General features: G+C 62.8%; 17 protein-coding genes and 1 pseudogene. 4 read left to right on the forward strand and 14 right to left on the reverse strand.

The annotated features are described in order from the left end of the window. Positions 1-37: 37 nt before the first annotated feature. The 3 genes from ACNAZA_RS11495 to ACNAZA_RS11505 form a co-directional block, all read right to left on the reverse strand. Positions 38-250 carry a DUF2788 domain-containing protein gene (locus ACNAZA_RS11495; protein WP_120970791.1) on the reverse strand — a complete coding sequence of 71 codons (213 nt, stop codon included), beginning with the start codon at positions 248-250 and terminating at the stop codon, positions 38-40. A 73-nt stretch (positions 251-323) separates the two neighbouring features. Further along, positions 324-1166, reverse strand: a complete 843-nt coding sequence (locus ACNAZA_RS11500) for a DUF2189 domain-containing protein (protein WP_415796702.1) — start codon at positions 1164-1166, stop codon at positions 324-326. Positions 1167-1234: 68 nt separating this feature from the next. Beyond that, positions 1235-1996: an HAD family hydrolase gene (locus ACNAZA_RS11505; RefSeq protein ID WP_415796703.1), complete on the reverse strand. Its 762-nt coding sequence runs from the start codon at positions 1994-1996 to the stop codon at positions 1235-1237. A 95-nt stretch (positions 1997-2091) separates the two neighbouring features. Between ACNAZA_RS11505 and hemH the strand changes: the two genes are divergently transcribed. The 4 genes from hemH to ACNAZA_RS11525 all read left to right on the forward strand — a co-directional run bounded on the left by hemH (position 2092) and on the right by ACNAZA_RS11525 (position 5850). Beyond that, complete coding sequence (gene hemH, locus ACNAZA_RS11510; RefSeq protein WP_415796704.1) at positions 2092-3189, forward strand: ferrochelatase; 1098 nt, start codon at positions 2092-2094, stop codon at positions 3187-3189. Positions 3190-3484: 295 nt separating this feature from the next. Continuing rightward, positions 3485-4441 carry a sulfurtransferase gene (locus ACNAZA_RS11515; RefSeq protein ID WP_415796705.1) on the forward strand — a complete coding sequence of 319 codons (957 nt, stop codon included), beginning with the start codon at positions 3485-3487 and terminating at the stop codon, positions 4439-4441. Between the two features lie 122 nt (positions 4442-4563). After that, positions 4564-5661 carry a YeeE/YedE thiosulfate transporter family protein gene (locus tag ACNAZA_RS11520; RefSeq protein ID WP_415796706.1) on the forward strand — a complete coding sequence of 366 codons (1098 nt, stop codon included), beginning with the start codon at positions 4564-4566 and terminating at the stop codon, positions 5659-5661. Positions 5662-5676: 15 nt separating this feature from the next. Further along, positions 5677-5850 (forward strand): hypothetical protein, encoded by a 174-nt coding sequence (locus ACNAZA_RS11525; RefSeq protein WP_162989488.1) that lies wholly within the window; start codon positions 5677-5679, stop codon positions 5848-5850. A gap of 74 nt (positions 5851-5924) precedes the next feature. On the opposite strand, the gene ACNAZA_RS11530 is transcribed toward ACNAZA_RS11525, so the two are convergent. The 11 genes and pseudogenes from ACNAZA_RS11530 to ACNAZA_RS11580 all read right to left on the reverse strand — a co-directional run bounded on the left by ACNAZA_RS11530 (position 5925) and on the right by ACNAZA_RS11580 (position 20019). Further along, positions 5925-6875 (reverse strand): rhodanese-like domain-containing protein, encoded by a 951-nt coding sequence (locus ACNAZA_RS11530; protein WP_415796707.1) that lies wholly within the window; start codon positions 6873-6875, stop codon positions 5925-5927. A gap of 72 nt (positions 6876-6947) precedes the next feature. Continuing rightward, a complete protein-coding gene (locus ACNAZA_RS11535; protein ID WP_415796708.1) occupies positions 6948-7886 on the reverse strand; it encodes an alpha/beta fold hydrolase in 939 nt (312 codons plus the stop codon). Between the two features lie 65 nt (positions 7887-7951). Next, the gene (locus ACNAZA_RS11540; protein WP_415796709.1) at positions 7952-10153 is read right to left on the reverse strand and encodes a 3-hydroxybutyrate oligomer hydrolase family protein; all 2202 of its coding nucleotides are present in this window, start codon (positions 10151-10153) and stop codon (positions 7952-7954) included. A gap of 58 nt (positions 10154-10211) precedes the next feature. After that, positions 10212-11270 (reverse strand): annotated as a pseudogene (locus ACNAZA_RS11545) (branched-chain amino acid ABC transporter permease); the annotation flags it as partial. An 11-nt stretch (positions 11271-11281) separates the two neighbouring features. After that, on the reverse strand, positions 11282-12265 hold the full coding sequence (locus ACNAZA_RS11550; protein WP_415796710.1) for a branched-chain amino acid ABC transporter permease: 984 nt from the start codon (positions 12263-12265) through the stop codon (positions 11282-11284). 94 nt (positions 12266-12359) lie between these two features. Next, positions 12360-13088, reverse strand: coding sequence for an ABC transporter ATP-binding protein (locus ACNAZA_RS11555; protein WP_415796711.1), 729 nt, complete (start codon positions 13086-13088; stop codon positions 12360-12362). Beyond that, positions 13085-13852: an ABC transporter ATP-binding protein gene (locus ACNAZA_RS11560; RefSeq protein WP_415796712.1), complete on the reverse strand. Its 768-nt coding sequence runs from the start codon at positions 13850-13852 to the stop codon at positions 13085-13087. The genes ACNAZA_RS11555 and ACNAZA_RS11560 overlap by 4 nt, the downstream gene beginning before the upstream one ends. A gap of 108 nt (positions 13853-13960) precedes the next feature. Continuing rightward, a complete protein-coding gene (locus ACNAZA_RS11565; RefSeq protein ID WP_415796714.1) occupies positions 13961-15151 on the reverse strand; it encodes a substrate-binding domain-containing protein in 1191 nt (396 codons plus the stop codon). Positions 15152-15450: 299 nt separating this feature from the next. Continuing rightward, positions 15451-16326, reverse strand: coding sequence for an amidohydrolase family protein (locus tag ACNAZA_RS11570; protein WP_415796715.1), 876 nt, complete (start codon positions 16324-16326; stop codon positions 15451-15453). A gap of 48 nt (positions 16327-16374) precedes the next feature. Beyond that, complete coding sequence (locus ACNAZA_RS11575) at positions 16375-18357, reverse strand: acetoacetate--CoA ligase (RefSeq protein WP_415796716.1); 1983 nt, start codon at positions 18355-18357, stop codon at positions 16375-16377. A gap of 120 nt (positions 18358-18477) precedes the next feature. Continuing rightward, positions 18478-20019 (reverse strand): sigma-54 interaction domain-containing protein, encoded by a 1542-nt coding sequence (locus tag ACNAZA_RS11580; RefSeq protein ID WP_415796735.1) that lies wholly within the window; start codon positions 20017-20019, stop codon positions 18478-18480. Between the last annotated feature and the right edge of the window lie 112 nt (positions 20020-20131).

A 20131-nucleotide genomic window follows, 5' to 3' on the forward strand; every position in this document is an offset into this window, starting at 1 on the left:
GGCCTTTGAGCGAAAGACACAGTCGCTCAAAGGCCGTTTATTTTTCCATCCACCACTGGATGACGATCTTGGCCACATAGCCCACAAAGCCCACGCCAAGACCCAGAAAAATCACAAAGGTGCCGAACTTTCCGGCCTTGGATTGGCGGGCCAGCTGCAAGATGATGAACACCATGAACAAGATGAAGGCGCCCACACCCCAGGTCAGGAAAAAATGGGCAATTTGTTCTTCTGTATAGCCAAAAATCACAGCAACCAAGTCCTACTCATTCCCCGCCAGGACCTGGTGACGGCGCCCCTGTCAGGCGCTTTGAATCAACGCCTCAAGCCTGTGGCCGCGCATCGCGGGCGGGGAATACCGAGGCATCCACCAGATCGCGATAGGCATGCCAGCTGGCATGACCCAGCATGGGCATCACAATCACCAGCCCCAGCAAATACGTGCCAAGGCCCAGCAAGGTCAACAACACAATCAGTGCCGCCCACAGGGCCAAAGGCCCGGGGTTGGCCAGAACGACGGACCAACTGGTCAGCACGGCCTGACGCACGGTCACGCGTCTGTCCAGCATCAGCGGCATGGCCACCACGCTGGACGCAAAAATGGGGGCAGCCAGAAAGCTGCCAAGCGCCATCCACAGGGCAAACAACTGTCCATCGGGTGCCAGCACCACATGCCGCACAAAGTCGGCCGGGGTTTCAATGGCGATGGGCGACATGATCTTGATCAGCGAAGCCGACACCAGCACCCAGCCCGTGGCCGCCAGCGCCAGCAGCAAGCCAAAGCGCACCAGACACCAGTAGCCGCCCTGCCCTGCCCCATGGCCGTTTTGCCACTGCGTCCAGGTCTTGCCCACCAGCGCCAGATCGGCAGGTTCGCCGCGCTCCAAGGCTCGGCTGATGGCATAGAGGCTGGTGGCTACCACAGGCCCCACGACCAGAAAACCGGACAGGGCACCCGCCATCAACCAGAAGCGATTGTGCCCCAGCGTCAAGATGGCTGCGCCGATCAGGATCAAGACAAGACCGTGGGCCAGGCTGAGCAGCGGGGACGCCGCCATATCCTGCACGGCGCGCCTGAGCCAGGCCAAAGGCCGACTCCAGGCAACGGCTCTGACAGGCGCAAGCGGTGGTGGAGTGAGAAGACAGGCGGACAGGCAGGTAGGCATAGGCAGCTCACACGCAAAAATCCAGGCTGCTGACCTCAAGACCGACGACCTGCCGCTTCTCATTTCGGTCAGCTCTCGGCCAGCCCCTCACACAACTGCGCAAGACTGGCCACCGTGACGTGAGGCTCTCGCCCCTCGCAAGGCCATGCTACGCCGCCACGGTTCAACCAGACCGCGTGCATACCCGCATCCATGGCGCCGCGCGCATCCAGCTCCGCGTCATCCCCTATGTGCAGCACATGCTCGGGGGCCACGCCGGCCGCCTCGGCGGCGGCATGAAAAAAGCGTGCATCGGGTTTGGCCATGCCGCTCAAGCTGGCGCTCAGCGAGGCATGAAAGTGCTGGCCTATGCCCACCACATGCACATCGGCATTGCCATTGGACAAGGCCACCACCGGCCAGTGCGTTGCCAGAAACTGCAGCGTGGGCAGAGCGTCTTCAAACAGATCGACCCGCTGGCGGGCCGCAAAGAATTCATCGAATGCAGCCTCGGCCAGGGCCGGATCGTCACCCGCTCTTTGCAGGGCCAGACGGATGGACTCGCGGCGCAGGCCGCTCAAATCGCTTTGCAGATCCGGGCGCAAGCCCACGATTTCATGGCGCAAGGCCCTGACCGTAGCGGTATCGCCCAGCTGCTGAGCCGTGGCCGGCGCATGCAGCCGCAGCCAGTCCAGCAGCACGGCCTCGGCCTTGGCAATCGTGGGCCAGATGGGCCACAAGGTGTCGTCCAGGTCAATGGAAATAGCCCGGATCCGGCCGCTGCGGCGCAATGCCTGCAACTGGGCCAGAGCCGGGGAGACGGCGAGAGTTTCTGTGGAGTCAGGATGCATGGGCCAAGAATACAAAAAATTTGCAGCCAACTCAGCATGCCCGGCATAAAAGCCGCGAGTGTCTAGGCCGCTCCTCAAACTGCCACAATCGGGCCATGCCATCCCGCTTTGTGCCTGAACCCGAACTCCGCCACGATCAACCCTCCCGCACCGGCATTGTGCTGTGCAATCTGGGAACGCCCGATGCCCCGACCGCTGCGGCGGTGCGTCCGTATCTGGCACAGTTTCTGTCCGACGACCGCGTGGTGGAGATTCCCAAACTGGCCTGGTGGCCCATTTTGCACGGCATCATCTTGCGCACGCGCCCGGCCAAGTCTGCCGCCAAGTACGCCACCATCTGGCATGAAAAAGACGGCTCCCCCCTGCTGCACTGGACCCAGCGCCAGGCCACACTGCTGCGTGGCTGGCTGGGCGAGGCCGGCCATCAGCTGACGGTTTTACCTGCCATGCGTTATGGCCAGCCCTCGATTGCATCGCAGCTGGATGCGCTCAAGCAGCAAGGCGTGAACCGCATCCTCATCCTGCCGCTCTACCCCCAGTACTCAGGCACGACCACCGCCAGCGTGTTCGATGCGGTCTATGACTGGGCCAAGACCCAGCGCCATATTCCCGAGCTGCGCTTTGTCAACCGCTATCACGACCATGCGGCTTATATCGACGCGCTGGCCCAGCGTATCGAAGCCCACTGGCGCGGCCATGGCCGGGGCGAGAAACTGGTGATGAGCTTTCACGGCGTGCCTGAGCGCACCCTGCATCTGGGCGACCCCTATCACTGTGAGTCACACAAAACGGCGCGCTTGCTGGCCGAGCGGCTCAAGCTGAACCCGGATCAATACCTAGTCACCTTTCAGTCGCGCTTTGGCAAGGCCAAGTGGCTGGAGCCCTATACCGAACCCTCGCTGATCGCTCTGGCCAAAGCCGGTACCCAACGCGTGGATGTGGTCTGCCCGGGCTTTACCAGCGACTGCCTAGAAACGCTGGAGGAAATCAACCAGGAGGCCCGCGAAGCCTTTTTGCACGCCGGCGGCCAGCAGTTTGAATACATTGCCTGCCTCAACGACAGCGCGCCCTGGATTGACGCCCTCTCGACCATTGCCCAGCAGCATCTGGCAGGCTGGTCCACGCAGCGCGAGGATGACGAAGCCCTCCAAACCCGTTTGCAACGCGCCAAAGACATGGGCGCGGCTCGATAGACTGGATCAGGGTCGGCGGAAACCTTTTTTGCTGTACGGGCTATGGCGGCATACGGCATACGGCAGACGGGACAGGCCTTGCCTGCGCGCATGAACTCCTGATTCCATAGCTAGATGCGCTTTATTGATAAAGACTTCAAGCCATTTTTCTTTCAAATTCAGGTTTCAGCTTGCGCCCTACGCCAGAGACAGGGCGACAGTCCGGCTGCAGAGCATGTTTGGTGGCGACATGCCTGGCCGCAAGGCGGGACAATAGAGGCCTCAGGCATGCAGATGCCGACCTCACACCCAAGCCATGAAAAAATTCCTGATTGCCTATACGCTGGGTCTTGGCGCCAGCAGCTTCGCGCTGGCCGCCCAGCCCTTGCTCAGCCCGCAGCAGTTGCAGCCTTTGCTGCAAAAAGCCGAGGCCGGTGCCGAAATCCGCCTCATCGACATCCGCGACCCCAAGGCCTTCGAAGCCGGCCATATTGCCCAGGCCGTCAACGCCCCTTACGGCAAATGGCGCGGCCCGGCCAGCAACCCCGGCGAGCTGCCCGATCAGCCCCAACTGGTCAAACTGGTGCAATCGCTGGGCCTGACTCCGGCCACCCACGCCATCGTCATCTCCAGCGGCGCCGATGCCACGGATTTTGGCGCCACGGCCCGGGTGTACTGGACGCTGAAAAGCCTGGGTCTGACCGAGCTGTCCATAGTCAACGGCGGCATGCAAGCCTGGCAAGCGGCCGGCCAGCCCGTGGGCAAGACGGCCATCAAGATTGCCCCCAGCAGCTACGCACCGACTTTTGACGCCAACTGGCTGGCCACGCAGCAGGATGTGGGCAAGCACCTGGACCTGTCCAACGCCGCCCTGGTGGACTCGCGCCCCGATGCCTTCTACCAGGGCAAGACCCGCGCGCCTGCAGCCAAGCTCTCGGGCACCTTACCCGGCGCCCAGCAGCTCGATTTCAACCAGTGGTTTGCGCCCGGCACGACGCTGTTTGTCGATGCAGCCAAGGCCAAGGACATTGCCGCCAAGATCCAGCGCCAGCAAGGCCAGGATATGGTGGCATTCTGCAATACCGGCCACTGGGCGGCCACCGACTGGTTCGGCCTGTCTGAAATGGCCGGCCTGCCCAATGTGAAGCTGTATGCCGGCTCCATGGTGGACTGGACCCAGTCCAAGGACGCACCGCGCATGGCCAATCAGCCGGGCCGCCTGCAATCGCTGGCCTATGACGCCCAGAAGTGGTGGGATAAAAAGTTTAAATGACCCTCTGAGTCGCTTCGCGCCTTCCCCCAAGGGGGACGGCGGCTCTTGCTCGGTGTCTCTGACTTGGTATGTGACAGTTTCACAAGCCTCAGACTCTTGAACTCTGAATTGACAACAAAAATATGAAACGACTTCCCATTACGGTCTTGCTGGCCGTCTTTTTTGGCTGGCTGCTGTGGTCGGTCTCCGTGCGCCAGGCCGCCCTGTTTGGCGTGGGCATTGGCCTGGGTGCCGTGCTGGCCGGCAAGCGCTTTGGCTTTACCACCGGCTGGCGCATGCTGGTGGAGGAGAAAGACGCCAGCGGCGTTTTCGGCCAGTTGCTGCTGCTGGCGCTGGCTGCCGCCCTGGCCATGCCGCTGCTGGGCCACTACCCCGAGCTGACGGCCGCTCTGGGCCCGCCCAGCATCAGCCTGCTGATCGGCGCTTTCGTGTTTGGCCTGTGCATGCAGATTGCCGACGGCTGCGGCAGCGGCACGCTGTACAAGGCCGGCCTGGGCATCCCCATGAACGCCGCCATCCTGCCGCTGTTTGCGCTGGGCAGCTTCATGGGCAGCCTGCACCTGGGCTGGTGGCTGGATCTGGGCAATACCGCCCCCGTGGGCCTGGTCACCGAATGGGGCTGGGCACCTGCGCTACTGGCCACCCTGGCCGCCCTGGCCGTGATTGCTGCGGGCGTCGCTGTCTATGTGAACAAAGCCAATACGGCTTTGAACCGCCCCGCCAAGCCCTTGCTGGTACGCAAATGGATGGTGGGCGCCGTGCTGCTGGCGGTTTTTGCCACGCTCAACCTCATCATCGCCGGCCAGCCCTGGGGCGTGGTCTATGGCTTTGGTCTGTGGGCCGCCAAGATCGCCAATGCCACGGGCGCGGTCGATCTGGCCAGCAACTGGTTCTGGAGCCAGCCGGGCAATGCCGCCCGTCTGCATGAAACCGTGCTGCTCGATGTGACCAGCATCACCAATATCGGCATTCTGGGCGGCGCGCTGTGGATTGCCGCCGGCAAGCCCGCTGCCGCCAAGTCTTTGAGCGGCACGCAGTGGGCAGTCGCTCTGGTCGCGGGTCTGGTGCTGGGCTACAGCTCGCGCCTGGCTTTTGGCTGCAATGTGGGCGCCATGCTGTCGGGCATTTCCACGGGCTCCATCCACGGCTGGATCTGGGTGCCTTTGGCTTTTGCAGGCACGATTTTCGGTCTGCGCATCCGCCGCCATTTCGGCTTTTGAGCAATGAAAGAACATATGACTCAAGCATCTACCTTGCGCGCCGTCTTCTGGTCGGTCCTCGTGCTGTTTCTGGCCTGGGATTTCTGGCAATCGCCAGCCATCGATCTGCGTTTTGAAGCACCACTGATTGCCGCCGGCTCCGGCCAGGCCGCGCAGGGCGGCCACTGCTCCATGCCCGCAGGCAAATAAAGCCTCTGTCCCAAAGCACAACGCCCTGACCGCTACGGTTCAGGGCGTTTTTACTGCGCGTTTGGATGGCGCGTTCAGTTCTGCGGCTTTTCCACCTCAAAGCCGGCCGCCTCCCAGGCCGTCAAACCGCCCGTCAGCGGCCGCACATTGCTGAAACCGGCACGCTGCAGCTGCCGGGCCACGCGCGCGGCAGAGATTTCGTTGGGGCAGTCGCAATACACCACCAAGCCATGCGCATGCTGATCGTGCGGCAGCAAATGCTCGTAGCTGGGCTTGCCTTTGGCCTGGTGATGGAGCCAGGACTTGGCCCCCGGTATATGGCCGCGCTCGAACAGCAGCGGCTCGCGCACATCGATCACCGTGGGCGTCACGCCCTGGGCATGGAGGCCGGCCAGCTCCGCCACCGACATGCGCGGCATTTTCAGCGAACGGATGACACGCTTGCGCTGCCACCATTTGCGCGCCACAAACACGGTAAAAGCCAGCAACAGCAGCAGCAGCCCCCATTTGCCCAGAGCGGTGAGCACATCGAGCAAATCCTGCACCGTAGACGAAAACAGCGAGCCCAGAAACACCGCCGAGCCCACCCAGATCAGCGCGCCCAGGGTGTCGAACAGCACAAACGTGCGCAGCGGCGTGCCCACCACACCGGCCAAGGCGCTGGCAATCGACGCAAAGCCCGGAATGAACTTGGCCACCAGCAGGGAGCGCGCGCCCCAGCGGCCGTATACCGATTCGGTCTGGCGTATGCAGGCATCGGGCGAGAGCGAGATGCGGCAAATCTGCCCCAGCACCCGGTGACCGTAGGCCTTGCCGGCGTGATACCAGAGCACATCGGCAATCAGCGCCGCCACCACCGCGATCAGCGTGAGCCAGCCCAGCCGCGCCCAACTGGCGCCTTCCAGAGCCCCGGTGACCACCAGCACCGGATAGGCAGGAATAGGCGCACCCAGCTGCTCCACCAGCACGTTGAGGAAAACGATGCCCAGACCGTATTCGCGAATCAGATCGACCAGAAAACCCATGGCAGGCACTCCAAGAACCAGGCCGCAGCATCCGTGTGCAAGCCTTGCCGCAAGACTCTAGCCTGCGCGGCATCATCCCTGCCTGACTGGGGTTGAAGGACGGTTCTGCAGGCAGGCCAGCACGGCATCGAAATGCGGCTGCACATTGAGCGCCGGCGCATGGCCGCAGCCAGGCACCTCCAGCCAGCTCAGCTGGCCTCTGGCACCGGGGCCTCGCAGCATCATCTGCTCGGCCACGGGCTTGAGCACCAGATCCGATTCCACCCCGCGCAGCAGCAGCACGGGCAGCTCCAGCGCGTCGTAATGCTCCCAGATCAGGTAGTCGTTTTCATGCCGGGTGAACTGCTCGATCATGCACGGGTCGTAATGCGGGGTCACGCGGCCGTCGGGCAGGCGGCGGGTACTGGTCTCGGTGAGCTTGCGCCACTCCGTCTCGCTGAGCCAGCCATAGGGCTGGTAAGCCTGGCGAAAAAAAGCCTCCAGCTCGGTCACGGTATCAAACACCGGCGGCTGGCCCGCATAGGACTTGATGCGCTGCAGCGCCGCCTGAGCCAGCTCGGGCGCGTTGTCATTGAGGGTGAGAGTCAGAATGCGATCTTTGAGCGCCGGTTCCCACAGCCCCGACGCGCAGACCGTGCCAATCGCCCCGCCCATGCTGGTGCCCACCCAATGCACCTGCTCCAGCGCCAGCGCCTCCATCAGCTCGCGTGCCAGGCGGGCATAAAAGCGCAACTGGTACTCATCACGCGAGTTGCGGCTCCACTGGCTCAGGCCACGACCCAAAGTGTCGGGGCAGATCACGCGATAGCCCTGGGCCTGGAGAAACTGCGCCAGAGCATCCATATCCCGTCCGGTGCGCGCCAGGCCATGCCAGGCGATGACGGTGCCCGCCAGTGTCGCACCAGGCTCAGGCTGCCAGTCCATGTAATGAATCTCGTAGCCGGCGCAGCGGGCATAGCAGGAGACAGGCGCGGCAGCACCGTGGGTGAAGGAGTGCACAGGGGAAGACATAAGACAATCTCGATTCGGCGGGGCCGGCTGCGGCCGGCCCCTGATGCGACAACGATGAGCGGCGCTCAGTTGGGGATACGGATCAGCCCATCGCTGACCTCGATGGCGTTACCCGTCACAGGGGCCGCCACAAACGGCGGCACCTGGGCCGCCGTGATGGCCGGTGCCGCTCCGGGCTGGCCGCCGCGTGGCGTGGTGCGCACCACCTGGCTGGCCGGCAGCGCCCCGCCATTGCGCAGATGGGCCCACATCGCATCCATGGCCTGGTTGAAATAAGGATGCAGCGGCACAAAGCGTGTATCGAAGCCCGAGAACGGCAGGAAGGCATCAAAGTGCTGGGCATTCACCACCTCGATATAGCGCAGCCGCGTGCCGGAGCCGTCCAGGCTGCGGTTAAGCACCGTGTAGGCGCGCGCATTGTGGTTGACCGGCACCAGCGCATCGCTGCGGCCGGCCACGATGATGGCGGGCTTGCCGCGCAGCTTGGCGCTGTGCAGCACCTCGCTGATACCGGCGCGCACCGCATCGCTCTGGGCCTGCGTGGGCAGGCTGCTGTCCGTAAGATTGAAGCCCGTGGCCGTATCCACGCCCGTCACCAGCGCATGCTGGCATAGCGCATTGTCCAGGCCAAAGTCGGCCACGCCGGTGGAAGGCGAGACCGCCAACGGCCAGGAACGTGCACCGCCCAGCGAATCGTTGTAGATCACGGTGGCTGGCGTGCCGTTGGCCGTGCCATTGGCCGTGGCAAAGCTCTGGGCCAGCGCGGTCGCCGCAGCCGGCACCACCTCGCCCGCAGTGTTGGCGGCGGCAAAGCTGGTGCGACACAGATTGGCCTCCACGCCAAAGCGGCCGTAAGCCATGGTGTACATGGCCGACAAAATAGGCCCGTTGCCCAAGCCGTAGTGGGCGTTGTGCATACGGTCGTTGTCGCGCGTCCAGCCGTACAGGCGCAGCTTTTCCAGCGCATGGGCCGCGCGCTCGGCTGTAGTCGTTCCCACCACCAGACCCTTGGCGGCCAAGCCGCTGCAGCGTGCCTCGGCGCGCGCCGTCATGGCCGTCAGGCCGATGTAGTTGAAGATCGAGCTTTCGCTCAGGGCCGCATCGGACGCCAGCGCCGCGCAGGGCTGGTAAATATTGCCGTAGGTTGTGTATTCGGCCAGCGTGCGGCCGGCATTGGGCGCGATCTGGCCGCCCACGCTGATGGTGTAGCCCTGGCGCGTGGGCATCTCGGTCACGGGCTCGGAAGCCACCACGCCGTCAATCAGACCGTCCGTGTCCAGTTCGGCTGCGCGCAGCACGGCCGCGCCGCCATTGGAGGCCGAGCCCGCCAGCACCAGCGTGTTGGCCTTGGTGAAGGGCACGGGGTCGGTTTCCGTGCCATAGCGCTGGTTGAGCACATACAGCGCATAGCGGGCCGCCGCCAGCGTGTCGTTGCCCCAGTCTTTTTCAGGGTTCTGCTGGGAATGTGCGTGCTTGATGGCGATGCGGTTCGGAAATGCCGTGTTGTAGGCCGCACGCGCCGCATCACTGAGCCGTGCGGCGAAGAAGGACAGGCTGCCCTCATCCGTGCGCGTGGCGCGCGTGCCGTCTAGCTTGTTGACCGTGTCGTCCGAGAGATTGTGCAGACCCACGCCCTTGCCTGCATCGGTCAGTGCCACGGCGCAGCCCTTCTTCAGCCCCCATTCCCCGGCCGTGCCTATGGCGCCATACACGCCGCGCGAGCCCGAGGACGGGCCCAGCACCACACAGGCCCGATTGCGATCAAAGCTGTCGGGCAGCTGGACCACCACCATGGTTTGTTTGCGGCCCGTGCCGTCATCCAGCACGCCCCGGTACTCGCGCCCGGGAATCAGGCCCTCGGCTGCGGTCACCTGGCCATCGGCCGTGATGTTGGGGCCATACAGCGTGCCATAGCCGCCATTGACCGTGGGGTCCAGGATGCCCCGGTAGTTGGAATACAGCGCATTGCGCCGCAACTCGGCCGCCGTGGGATTAGCCGGGTCCGCATAGGTCGGCGCCGCCGCCGCGCCCAGGCCCGTCTTGCCCAGGCCACCCGTCAGCAGATCCTGCGTGGCCGCCGTAGCGCCTGTACTCACGGCTGTCGCCGGGTATGCCGTTACGCCCAGATCAGTAAAGCCCCTGGGCAGATTGTTGCTGGGCATGGTGTCTCCTCCGCAGGCCACCAGCGTGGCGGCGGCCACGGCCGTAGCCGCCCAGCGCCATGAGATTCGCTCGTTCGAGAGTGTTTTTTCTTCACGCTTCAACATGCCCATCTCCTTGCGGTATTTCTCTGATGCACGAATGCGCCTTGGCCGCTTCGGCCCCGGCGCGCGAAAAACGCAGGCGCCCCACCACGCCCGTGGGAAAGTAATAGACCGACAGCACAAACAGCACGCCAAGCCACAACAGCCAGCGATCTGGCGACAGCAAGGCCGCCAACCAGGGCAGACTGGCGGCCGCCTCGCTGCCGACGCGCAGCAGGTCCTGCAGGTAGCTTTGCGCAATCAGAAAGATCAGCGAGCCGATCACCGCGCCATAAATCGTGCCCATGCCGCCAATCACCACGATGAGCAGACAGTCCATCATGATCTCGAAAGACAGCGTGGTATCCGGCCCGTTGTAGCGCAGCCAGACGGCCAGCATGGCACCGGCTACGCAGGCAAACAAGGCGGACAGCACGCTGGAGGTGGTGCGGTACACCACCACGCGGTAGCCAATGGCTTCGGCCCGAAATTCGTTTTCACGAATCGCCTGCAGCACGCGGCCGAACGGTGAATTGACAATGCGCAGCAGCATCAGCACCAACAGCACGGCCACGACAAACAACAGGTAATAGCTGATGACCTTGCCGTCGATCACCAGGCCTAGGACTTCGTTCTCGAAAGGCTCAAAGCTGGGCGACAGCCATTCGGGCATCTTGAAGGTCAGACCGTCTTCGCCTCCTGTCCAGTCCGACAGCTGCGAGGCCAGGGTCTGAAACGCCGCCGCCACGGCTAAAGTGATCATGGCAAAGAAAATGGCCCGTACCCGCAGCGAGAACAGACCTATGGCCAGCGACAGCAGCAAGGACACCAGCAGCGCCGCGCCCAGTCCCAGGGCCAGCGAGGCCCAGCCGGCGCCGAGCTTGCTGGAGGCAATCGCCACGCCGTAGGTGCCTATGCCGAAAAACATGGTGTGGGCAAAGCTGACGATGCCGGTATAGCCCAGCAGCAGATCAAAGCTGGCGACCAGCACCACAAAAATCAGCACCTTGGCCGCCACGTTGAGGGCCTTGACGCCAGGAAAGACAAACGGCGCGACAGCCAGACCGATCAAGATGGCCAGCAGCATCACGGCCAGCACGCGGCTGCGCGGCAGATCGCCGGAGAGCAAACGATTGAGCATGTGCTTGACTCCTAGCGATTTGCGACTGGATAGACACCTTGGGGGCGCCACAAGAGAATGGCCACCATCAGCGCGATATTGGAAAACAGCGCCACCTTGGGCACGAGAAAGCCGGTGTAATTGGCCATCAGCCCCACCAGCAGCGCACCGATCAACGCGCCACCCGTGCTGCCCAGGCCGCCAATGATGATGACGATAAAGATCAGCACATTGACCTGGGCGCCCATCTGGGGAATCACGTTCTGCTGGTACAGACCCCACATCACGCCACCCAGACCGGCCAGGGCCGAGCCCACGACAAACACGCCGATGAACAGACGGCGCACGCGGTAGCCCAGAGCCTCGACCATCTCGCGATCCTGCACGCCGGCGCGGATCAGCAGGCCGACCTTGGTACGCGACAGCGTCCAGGCCAGGACCGCAAACACCGCGCCCCCCACCAGCACGGCAAACACCCGGTATTTCTCCACCGCTGCGTCACCCAGCAGCCAGGCGCCCTTCATGGCTTCGGGCAAGGGCAGCGGTATCTGCTGCGGGCCCCAGACGACCTTGATCAGTTCCTCGCCGATGATCATGCCGCCCATGGTGATGAGAATCTGCTTCAGATGCTGGCCGTAGACGGGGCGCACGATAAAGCGCTCGAACGCCAGCCCCACCGCAGCAGCCACCGCCATGGCCACCAGCATGGCGGGAAACACCGCCACCAGATTGCGCCACAGCTGATCCGAGCCCGTCCAGTCCGTCATGGCACCCAGCACGCTGGTGGCCACAAAAGCGCCCAGAGCGATAAAGACGCCATGGCCGAAGTTCAGCACATCCATGAGGCCAAACACCAGCGTCAACCCCGAGGCAATGATGAAGATGATCATGCCCATGGCCAGGCCGGCGACGGTCAGCGTGAGCCAGGTGCTGGGCGAGCCGACCAGGGGCAAGGTGATCAGCGCCAGCAGCGGCACCAGCAACAGCGGCGGGTAATCCAGATCCTTGAACTTCATGCTCTTACCGCCTTCCCGATCACTTCCCGTTTGATAGCTGCTCGCGCTTGATGCATAAGCACCACAGCCCTGTTTGGCTGGTATTCATAGATCTTCATAGCGACAGGCCCAGCAGCGACTTTTGCAGCGCCTCGTCGGCCGCCAGTTCGGCCATGCGGCCGGCGTGAATCACGCGACCGTTGTCCATCACGGCCACGCCATCGCCCAGGCGCTTGGCAAAGTCAATGTTCTGCTCCACCAGCAAGATGCTCACGCCGCTGGCCTTGAGCTGGGCAAAGGCATGAATCATGTTGTTGATGATGGCGGGCGCCAGGCCTTTGCTGGGTTCATCGACGATCAGCAGATCGCGCGGCTCCACAATCGCGCGGGCCACGGCCACCATCTGCTTTTGGCCGCCGCTGAGCTTGCCGGCCGGTGCATTCCAGAACTTCTGCACGGCGGGGAAAAGCTGGTAGATCCAGTCCAGCCGCTGCGCATCCATCTGGCCCGCATGCTTGGCGGCGCGGGCCGCCAGCAGCAGGTTTTCCTTGACCGTCAGGTCCGCAAAAATGCCCATGTTTTCGGGCACGTAAGCGATATTGAGCTGGGCAATCGCCGGCGTCGCCAGCCGCGTGATATCGCGCTCGCCCAGGCGAATGCTGCCCTGGCTGGCCTGCCACAAGCCCATGATGGTGCGCAGCGTGGTCGTCTTGCCCGCGCCATTGCGGCCCAGCAGCATGGTGACCTCGCCCCGGGGTACGGTCAGGTCCACGCCGTGCAGTATGTGATAGGCGCCGATATGCGTGTGCACGCCCGACAGCTGCAGCAAAGCGGTCTTGCTCATGCGCCCTCCTTCATCACATTACCGAGATAGGCCTGCTGCACCACGGGCGAAGCAATCACCTCGGCCGGCAGGCCGTCGGCCACCAGCTCTCCATTGGTCAGCACGATGATGCGGTCGGCCAATTCGCGCACCACATCCATCTTGTGTTCGACCAGCAAGATGATCTTGCTCTTGTCTTTTTTCAGCTCGCGTATCAGGTCCAGAATCACCGGCGCCTCGTCATGGCTCATGCCCGCCGTGGGTTCGTCAAACATATAAACCTGCGGCTCCAGCGCCATCAGCAGCGCCACTTCCAGCTTACGCTGATCGCCATGCGGCAAGGCCGACACCGGCTCGTCGCGCCGCGCCCACAGCGCGACCTGCTCCAGTATTTGCTGGGCGCGTGTCAGCAGCTGGCGATGATCGCTCCAGATGCTCCACAGATTGAGGCCATGCCTGTGACTGCCTTCGCGCGTGGCCTGCACGGCAAGGCGCACGTTCTCCAGTACCGACAGGCCCGGGAACAGATTGGTCAGCTGAAACGCCCGGCCCAGCCCGGCACGCGTGCGCTGCGAAGGCGGCAGACCGGTCAGCTCCTTGCCGCCCAGATGCACGCGGCCTTCGCTGGCCTTGAGCTGGCCCGAGATCAGATTGAAATACGTGGTCTTGCCCGCCCCATTGGGGCCGACGATGGCCGTCAGCGTGCCCGGTTCAAAGGCACAGCTCACGCCATTCACAGCCACATGGCCGCCAAAGCGTATGGTGAGCTTGTCAGTGGTCAGCATCGGTTTATTTCAGTCAAAACAGCCCCATACGCTTGCTGAACAAGCGCATTTAGCTATCAAAAGGGAATGACAGGGCCGTGACCGGCCCGGTGCGGGCGGCTGGGCTAGTTAGCGTCCATTGCGAACGGGCACATTCATCTCTTCAGGCTTGATCTCGCGCACCAGCTCGGGCACGCCCCAGGCCACAGCCGGGTCGTTCTTGATCTTGAAGTGGTACATGCTTTGCATGGCCTGATGGTCCTGCTTGCGGAACGTCATGGGGCCCTTGGGCGTGTCAAAGCTCATGCCTTCCATAGCCTTGATCAACGTGTTGGCCTTGGTATCGCCACCGGTTTTTTTCAGCGCCGTCACGATGGCCATGGCCGCCGAAAAGCCGCCTGCGGTGAAGAAATCCGGCGGCGCCTTGTACTGCTTGTAGTTCATGGACACCAGGGCTTCATTGACCGGGTTCTTGGGAATGCCGTAGTAGTAGTACGTCGCGCCTTCCATGCCTGGCAGGTTCTTGTAGGCCGCCATGGCGGGCAGGATGTTGCCGCCCGTGGCGATCTCTATGCCGTAGCGTTTCAAGTCCATGTCGGAGATCTTGAAGGGATTGCCTGCGCCCGCCCAGACGATCCAGATCACCTTCTTTCCCGGCTGATCCTTGAGTTTGTCGATCAGCCGCTGCGCGCCGGCGGTGAAGTCCGTGGTGGCCGCCGGCAGATACTCCTCATGCACCAGCTTGCCTTTCTTGACCGCTTCCTTGAAAGCCTTGACGCCATCGCGGCCGAAAGCATTGTCCTGCGCCAGCGTGGCAATGGTCACGCCGGGCTTGTCTATGGCCACCGCATTGCCTATGGCGTCCTGGCTGGAGTTGCGGCCGGTGCGGAAAATGTATTTATTCCATTTGTCGCCGGTGATCGAGTCCGCCACGGCAGGCTCGACCAGCAGGATTTTCTTGTATTCCTCGGCCACCGGCAGCATGGCCAGGGCCACCCCCGAGGAGCTTGGGCCAACGGCCAGATCGGCCTTGTCGTCCGAGTAGGCGGCGGCCAGCTGGCTCTTGCCCAGATCCGGCTTGCCCTGATCGTCTTTTTCGATCACCACGATCTTCTTGCCATTGACGGCCATGCTGCCGCCCGTGGCGTACTCCAGACCCATCAGCAAGCCCGCCTGGGTCTGCTTGCCATAGGCCTCCAGCGGGCCGGTCTTGCTATAGACGTGGGCAATGCGAATTTCGGATTGCGCTTGCGCCGTGCCGGCCAGCAAAGTGCTGACAGCGGCCGCTGCGGCAGCCTGAATCCAGAGGCGTTTTTGCATGGGTGGGTCTCCTTGAGGTGCTCTTGTGCATCGAGCCTAAGCAGTCTTCATGCCAACTGCAAACCGCTGTAGGCAAGACGCCAAACCATAGAGATAAACCAGCTTTGCCAGGCCGCCCAAACGCAGTCCGCGAACAGCCTGCACTGCACGCCCGCAGGAAAATTGACTGAATTTCAGACAAATACTTGCCCGATATTCAGGCAATGAGCGTTTATCAGACAGTTGTCTGAGCCCCCGGACGACGCGGAGCAACAAAAAGGGATCTACAAGACATCCCTTTTGACGAGCTGAAGAGCGGCTTAAGACGCAGGCGTCTCAAAGCCCAGCAAGCGCACGGCATTGCCTTTGAGAATGCCGGGCATTACTTCGGGCTTGAAGCCGGCCACCTCAAAATCCTTCATCCAGCGGTCGGGGGTGATCAGCGGGAAGTCGCTGCCGAACAGCACGCGGTCCTTGAGCAAGGTATTGGCGTACTGCACCAGCTGCTTGGGGAAATACTTGGGGCTCCAACCCGAGAGATCGATCCAGACATTGGGCTTGTGCAGCGCCACCGAAATCGCCTCGTCCTGCCAGGGAAAGCTGGGGTGGGCCATGACGATCTGCATATCGCCAAAGTCCACCGCCACATCATCGAGCAGCATGGGATTGCTGTTGGCCAGGCGCAGGCCGCCGCCGCATTTCATGCCGCTGCCGATGCCGCTGTGGCCGGTATGAAAAATGGCAGGCAGCTTGTAGTGATTGATCACCTCATAGATAGGCCAGGCCATGCGGTCGTAGGGATGAAAGCCCTGTACCGTAGGGTGAAACTTGAAGCCTTTGACGCCACATTCGGTGATCAGACGCTCCGCCTCGCGCGCTCCCATCTTGCCCTTGTGCGGGTCTATGCTGCCAAAGGCCACCATCATGTCGCTGTTCTCGCGCGCGGCATCGGCAATCTCTTCGTTGGGAATGCGGCGGCGCCCCATTTGCGATTCACTGTCCACCGTGAACATCACCAGACCCAGCTTGCGCTCGCGGTAATAGGCAATGGTCTCGGCAATCGTGGGGCGCTGGGAGCTGCCGAAATACTTGTCGGCGGCGCGGTCATATTCCTCGCCGTAGTTGTCAAACGGGTTGCGGCAGCTCACCTCGGCATGGGTGTGGAAGTCGATGGCGATCAGGTCTTGGTGATTCATGGGTGGGTCTGCTTTGGGGTAATGAGTCAAATCAGCCTCAAGCGCTTGTCACGCCTGCGGAACCTGCTCTCGAAATTGAATAAAGAAGTCAATACTGGACGGATTGGCCATGGCATCGGGGCTGGCCACCTTGGCAGCATCGGCCCCTAGCAGCAGCTTGCGCACCGGCACTTCCATCTTCTTGCCGGTCAGGGTGCGCGGAATCTCCGCCACCTGCACCACCACATTCGGTACATGGCGAGCCGAAGCCCGGGTCTTGATGGCGTTCTTGATCTGCTCGCCCAGCTTCGGCGTCAGTTGCTCGCCCTTCGCCAGGGTGACAAACAGCGGCATGAAGGAAGGGCGACCCAGATATTCCAGATCGACCACCAGACTGTCCGTGACGGCATCGAGTTCCTCCACCACCCGGTAGATTTCCGCCGTACCCATGCGTATGCCAAAGCGGTTGATGGTGCTGTCGGAGCGGCCGTAAATCACGGCCGAGCCACGCTCGCTGAACTCTATCCAGTCGCCATGGCGCCAGAGACCGGGAAAGACGTCGAAATAGCTGTCGTAGTAGCGCGCGCCCTCTACATCGTTCCAGAAATGCACGGGCATGGAAGGCATTGGCTCGGTAATCACCAGCTCGCCGACTTCGCCCACAACGCGCTGGCCCTGCTCGTTGAAGGCATAGGCGGCCACGCCCAGTTCGCGGCACTGAATCTCGCCCGCATTCACAGGCAGTATGGGCGCGCAGGCCACAAAGCCCGAAGCGATGTCGGTGCCGCCACTGATGGAGGCCAGCCACAGATCGCTTTTCACGTTCTCGTACACCCAGGCATAGGCCTCCAGCGGCAAGGGCGAGCCCGTGGAGTTGATGGCGCGCAGCTTCTCAAAGCAGCGGCCCTGGCCGGGCTGGATGCCGTCCTTCATGTTCTTGTTCAGGAAGGCGGCGCCGCAGCCAAACAGGCTTACCTGGTACCGGTCGATAAAGTCCCACAGCGCCGCATCATCGGGCTCTGTCGGGTTGCCGTCGGAGAGCACCACCGTGGCACCGGCCAGCAAGCTGCCGATCATCAGATTCCAGACAATCCAGCCCGTGCTGCCCAGGAACATGAAGCGATCACCGGGCTGAACATCGTGCTGCAGCCGGTTGGTCTTGAGGTGGGTGAGCACAATGCCGCCATGGCTGTGGACCATGGCTTTGGGCAGGCCTGTGGTACCCGAGGAATACACCACCCACAACGGGTGCGAGAACGGCAGGCGTTCGAACTGCAGGGCCGTCGGCTCGGCAAGCATCTGCGCCCAGTCCAGGGTGTTGCGCCAGCTCAATTCTGTCTCGCCGGTCGCAAACAGCGGGCCCGGCACATGCACCACATGCTCGATCTCGGGCAGGCCGTCGAGCACCTGCTGCAAGACCGCTCTGCGGTCAAAGTGCTTGCCCGCGTAGGTATAGCTGTCGGTGGCAAAGATCAGCTTGGGCTGAATTTGCTGAAAGCGATCGAGCACCACGGAAACGCCCATCTCCGGCGCGCAGCTGGACCAGATGGCGCCAATGCTGGCACATGCCAGAAAGGCGGTCACCGTCTGCGGCACATTGGGCAGATAGGCCACCACGGTGTCGCCTGCGACCACGCCCAGCTGGCGCAGCTTGGCAGACAGAGCGCCCACATCGCGCTGCAGCTGCGCCCAAGATACGCTTTGCACCGCCGCCGACTCGCAGCGCGCAATGATGGCCGGGCGCTGCGCCGAAGCCTGGCGAAACACATGCTCGGCATAGTTCAGCCGCGTGTCGGGAAACCATTGCGCGCCCGGCATGCGGCGGCTGACCAGCACCTGCGCGGGATCGCCATCGGCCTGAATCTCGAAGTAATCCCAGATGGAGCGCCAAAAGCCCTCCAGATCCGTGACCGACCACTGCCACAGGCTTTGGTAATCGGCAGCATCGCAAACGCCCCGACTGCGCAGCCACTGCATATAGTGCGCCAGACCGCTGCTATCGATTTTCTGCTGTGTAGGCGCCCACAGCTGCTGCCCTTGCTCGACCACCATGCGCTGCCTTGTTGTTTTGATTTACCCAAATAAGTATGTTTTATAACTATAAAAACAAAACGCAGCGACTCTCATAGGGATATCCCTGGCGACAGCCCCCCACAAGCCTAGGCTATGAACTCAGCGGATCTGCAGCACCGCCATGCGGTCGTACAAGGTGGCGCGGGAAATCGCCAACGCCTTGGCCGTTGCCAACTTGTTGCCGCCATGAGCAGCCAAGCTGGCCCGGATGGCACGCGCTTCAAGCTCGGCCACCTGCTGGGCCAAAGGCCTCAGCAAAGTGCTATCGGCAACCACGGCATCGGCCGGGGCTTGCGCTGCAGGCGCCTCACCGAGCTGCACAGGCTTCACTCCGGCGCTTTGCAGCACCTGCAACAGCAGCGAGGTGGTGATCCGCGCATCATCGCCAAGCATGGTGACCTGCTCCAGCACATTGCGCAGTTCGCGAATGTTGCCTGGCCAGTTTTGCACTGCCAGCAGTTGCAGCGCCGCAGCATCCAGTTCGGGCACCGGCATGTCGTTGCGCAGCGCCAGTTCCTCACCCAGCACTTCAACCAGGGCCGCAATGTCTGCAGCCCGTTCGCGCAAAGGCGGCACGCGGATCGGCAACACATGCAACCTGTAGAACAAGTCCTCCCGAAACTGCCCCTCCCGCACCATGCGCGGCAAATCCCGCGAGGTGGCGGCGACCAGCCGCACATCAAAGCGCACCAGCTGGTTGGAGCCCAAGGGCTCGATCTCGCCTTCCTGCAAGGCACGCAGCAGCTTGGCCTGCAAGCTCAGCGGCATATCGCCGATTTCATCGAGAAACAAGGTGCCGCCGTCGGCCAGCCTGAATTTGCCGTCACGGCTTTTGCGATCGGCCCCGGTGTAGGCACCAGGCGCCACGCCGAAGAACTCGGCTTCCAGCAGGGTATCGGGAATGGCCGCGATATTGACGCTGACGAACGGCCCGCAGGCACGGGCCGAAGCACCGTGAATGGCGTGGGCCAGCAACTCCTTGCCGGTTCCGGTTTCGCCCAGCAGCAATACCGGGCTGAGCGACTGCGCCGCACGTCGCGCCTGACGCTTGACCTCCACCGCAGCCGGGCTGCTGCCCACAAAGCTGGCAAAGCTGTATTTGGCGCGCCGCTCACCCGAAGCCATGGCGCGCAGACTGCGGCTGCGCTGGGCCAGCAGCTCGCGCTTGGCCTCATCCAGGTCGCGTTGCAGCAGAGCAAACTTGCTGATCAAAGGCTGCAGTGTGGTTTCGGGCTGATCGAACAAAACGATGCCGATGGCGCCAATCACGCTGCCTTCATCGTCGCGCAAGGGCAGGCGGCTCACCACAAAAGTGCCGGCGCGGTTGGTCAGCAGGTCGATCAGCACCGGCTGGCCGGTCTCCAGCACCCGGCGCATCTGGGTGTTAGGTATGACGTCTTCGACCATATGACCCAGGAAATCATGGACCGAGGCCACTCCCAGGCGCGGCAGCAACAGCTCGTAGCCTTCATTGAGCCAGACGATGCGCCCCGTCTTGTCGGCCAGAAACATGCCCTGGCTCATGCTGGAGAACAGCTGGAACATGGAGCGCGCGGCCAGCGCGTAAATGCCCTCGGGGTCGGCCGGCAGCCCTTTACCCAGTATTTTTGCGCCCCCGGCCAGGGCCGGGCTTTCAGTCATATCGTTACGAGCAGTCATGTGGTCCCTCATGGGCCCCATGCTAGGCGCCATCCCGGCCGGCAAGGATCGGGGCAGACCATATCAAAAATATCAAAAAGTGAGCGTCTTGCGC

Origin of the sequence: Comamonas aquatilis (assembly GCF_965139575.1) — a bacterium.
GTDB classification, from domain to species: Bacteria; Pseudomonadota; Gammaproteobacteria; order Burkholderiales; family Burkholderiaceae_C; genus Comamonas; species Comamonas aquatilis.

What these genes read in the sequence shown, in the direction of transcription:
- ACNAZA_RS11500 (WP_415796702.1), bottom strand. Translation starts at nt 1,166, where the DNA reads ATGCCTACCTGCCTGTCCGCCTGTCTTCTCACTCCACCACCGCTTGCG.
- ACNAZA_RS11505 (WP_415796703.1), bottom strand. Translation starts at nt 1,996, where the DNA reads ATGCATCCTGACTCCACAGAAACTCTCGCCGTCTCCCCGGCTCTGGCC.
- hemH (WP_415796704.1), top strand. Translation starts at nt 2,092, where the DNA reads ATGCCATCCCGCTTTGTGCCTGAACCCGAACTCCGCCACGATCAACCC.
- ACNAZA_RS11515 (WP_415796705.1), top strand. Translation starts at nt 3,485, where the DNA reads ATGAAAAAATTCCTGATTGCCTATACGCTGGGTCTTGGCGCCAGCAGC.
- ACNAZA_RS11520 (WP_415796706.1), top strand. Translation starts at nt 4,564, where the DNA reads ATGAAACGACTTCCCATTACGGTCTTGCTGGCCGTCTTTTTTGGCTGG.
- ACNAZA_RS11525 (WP_162989488.1), top strand. Translation starts at nt 5,677, where the DNA reads ATGACTCAAGCATCTACCTTGCGCGCCGTCTTCTGGTCGGTCCTCGTG.
- ACNAZA_RS11530 (WP_415796707.1), bottom strand. Translation starts at nt 6,875, where the DNA reads ATGGGTTTTCTGGTCGATCTGATTCGCGAATACGGTCTGGGCATCGTT.
- ACNAZA_RS11535 (WP_415796708.1), bottom strand. Translation starts at nt 7,886, where the DNA reads ATGTCTTCCCCTGTGCACTCCTTCACCCACGGTGCTGCCGCGCCTGTC.
- ACNAZA_RS11540 (WP_415796709.1), bottom strand. Translation starts at nt 10,153, where the DNA reads ATGTTGAAGCGTGAAGAAAAAACACTCTCGAACGAGCGAATCTCATGG.
- ACNAZA_RS11550 (WP_415796710.1), bottom strand. Translation starts at nt 12,265, where the DNA reads ATGAAGTTCAAGGATCTGGATTACCCGCCGCTGTTGCTGGTGCCGCTG.
- ACNAZA_RS11555 (WP_415796711.1), bottom strand. Translation starts at nt 13,088, where the DNA reads ATGAGCAAGACCGCTTTGCTGCAGCTGTCGGGCGTGCACACGCATATC.
- ACNAZA_RS11560 (WP_415796712.1), bottom strand. Translation starts at nt 13,852, where the DNA reads ATGCTGACCACTGACAAGCTCACCATACGCTTTGGCGGCCATGTGGCT.
- ACNAZA_RS11565 (WP_415796714.1), bottom strand. Translation starts at nt 15,151, where the DNA reads ATGCAAAAACGCCTCTGGATTCAGGCTGCCGCAGCGGCCGCTGTCAGC.
- ACNAZA_RS11570 (WP_415796715.1), bottom strand. Translation starts at nt 16,326, where the DNA reads ATGAATCACCAAGACCTGATCGCCATCGACTTCCACACCCATGCCGAG.
- ACNAZA_RS11575 (WP_415796716.1), bottom strand. Translation starts at nt 18,357, where the DNA reads ATGGTGGTCGAGCAAGGGCAGCAGCTGTGGGCGCCTACACAGCAGAAA.
- ACNAZA_RS11580 (WP_415796735.1), bottom strand. Translation starts at nt 20,019, where the DNA reads ATGACTGAAAGCCCGGCCCTGGCCGGGGGCGCAAAAATACTGGGTAAA.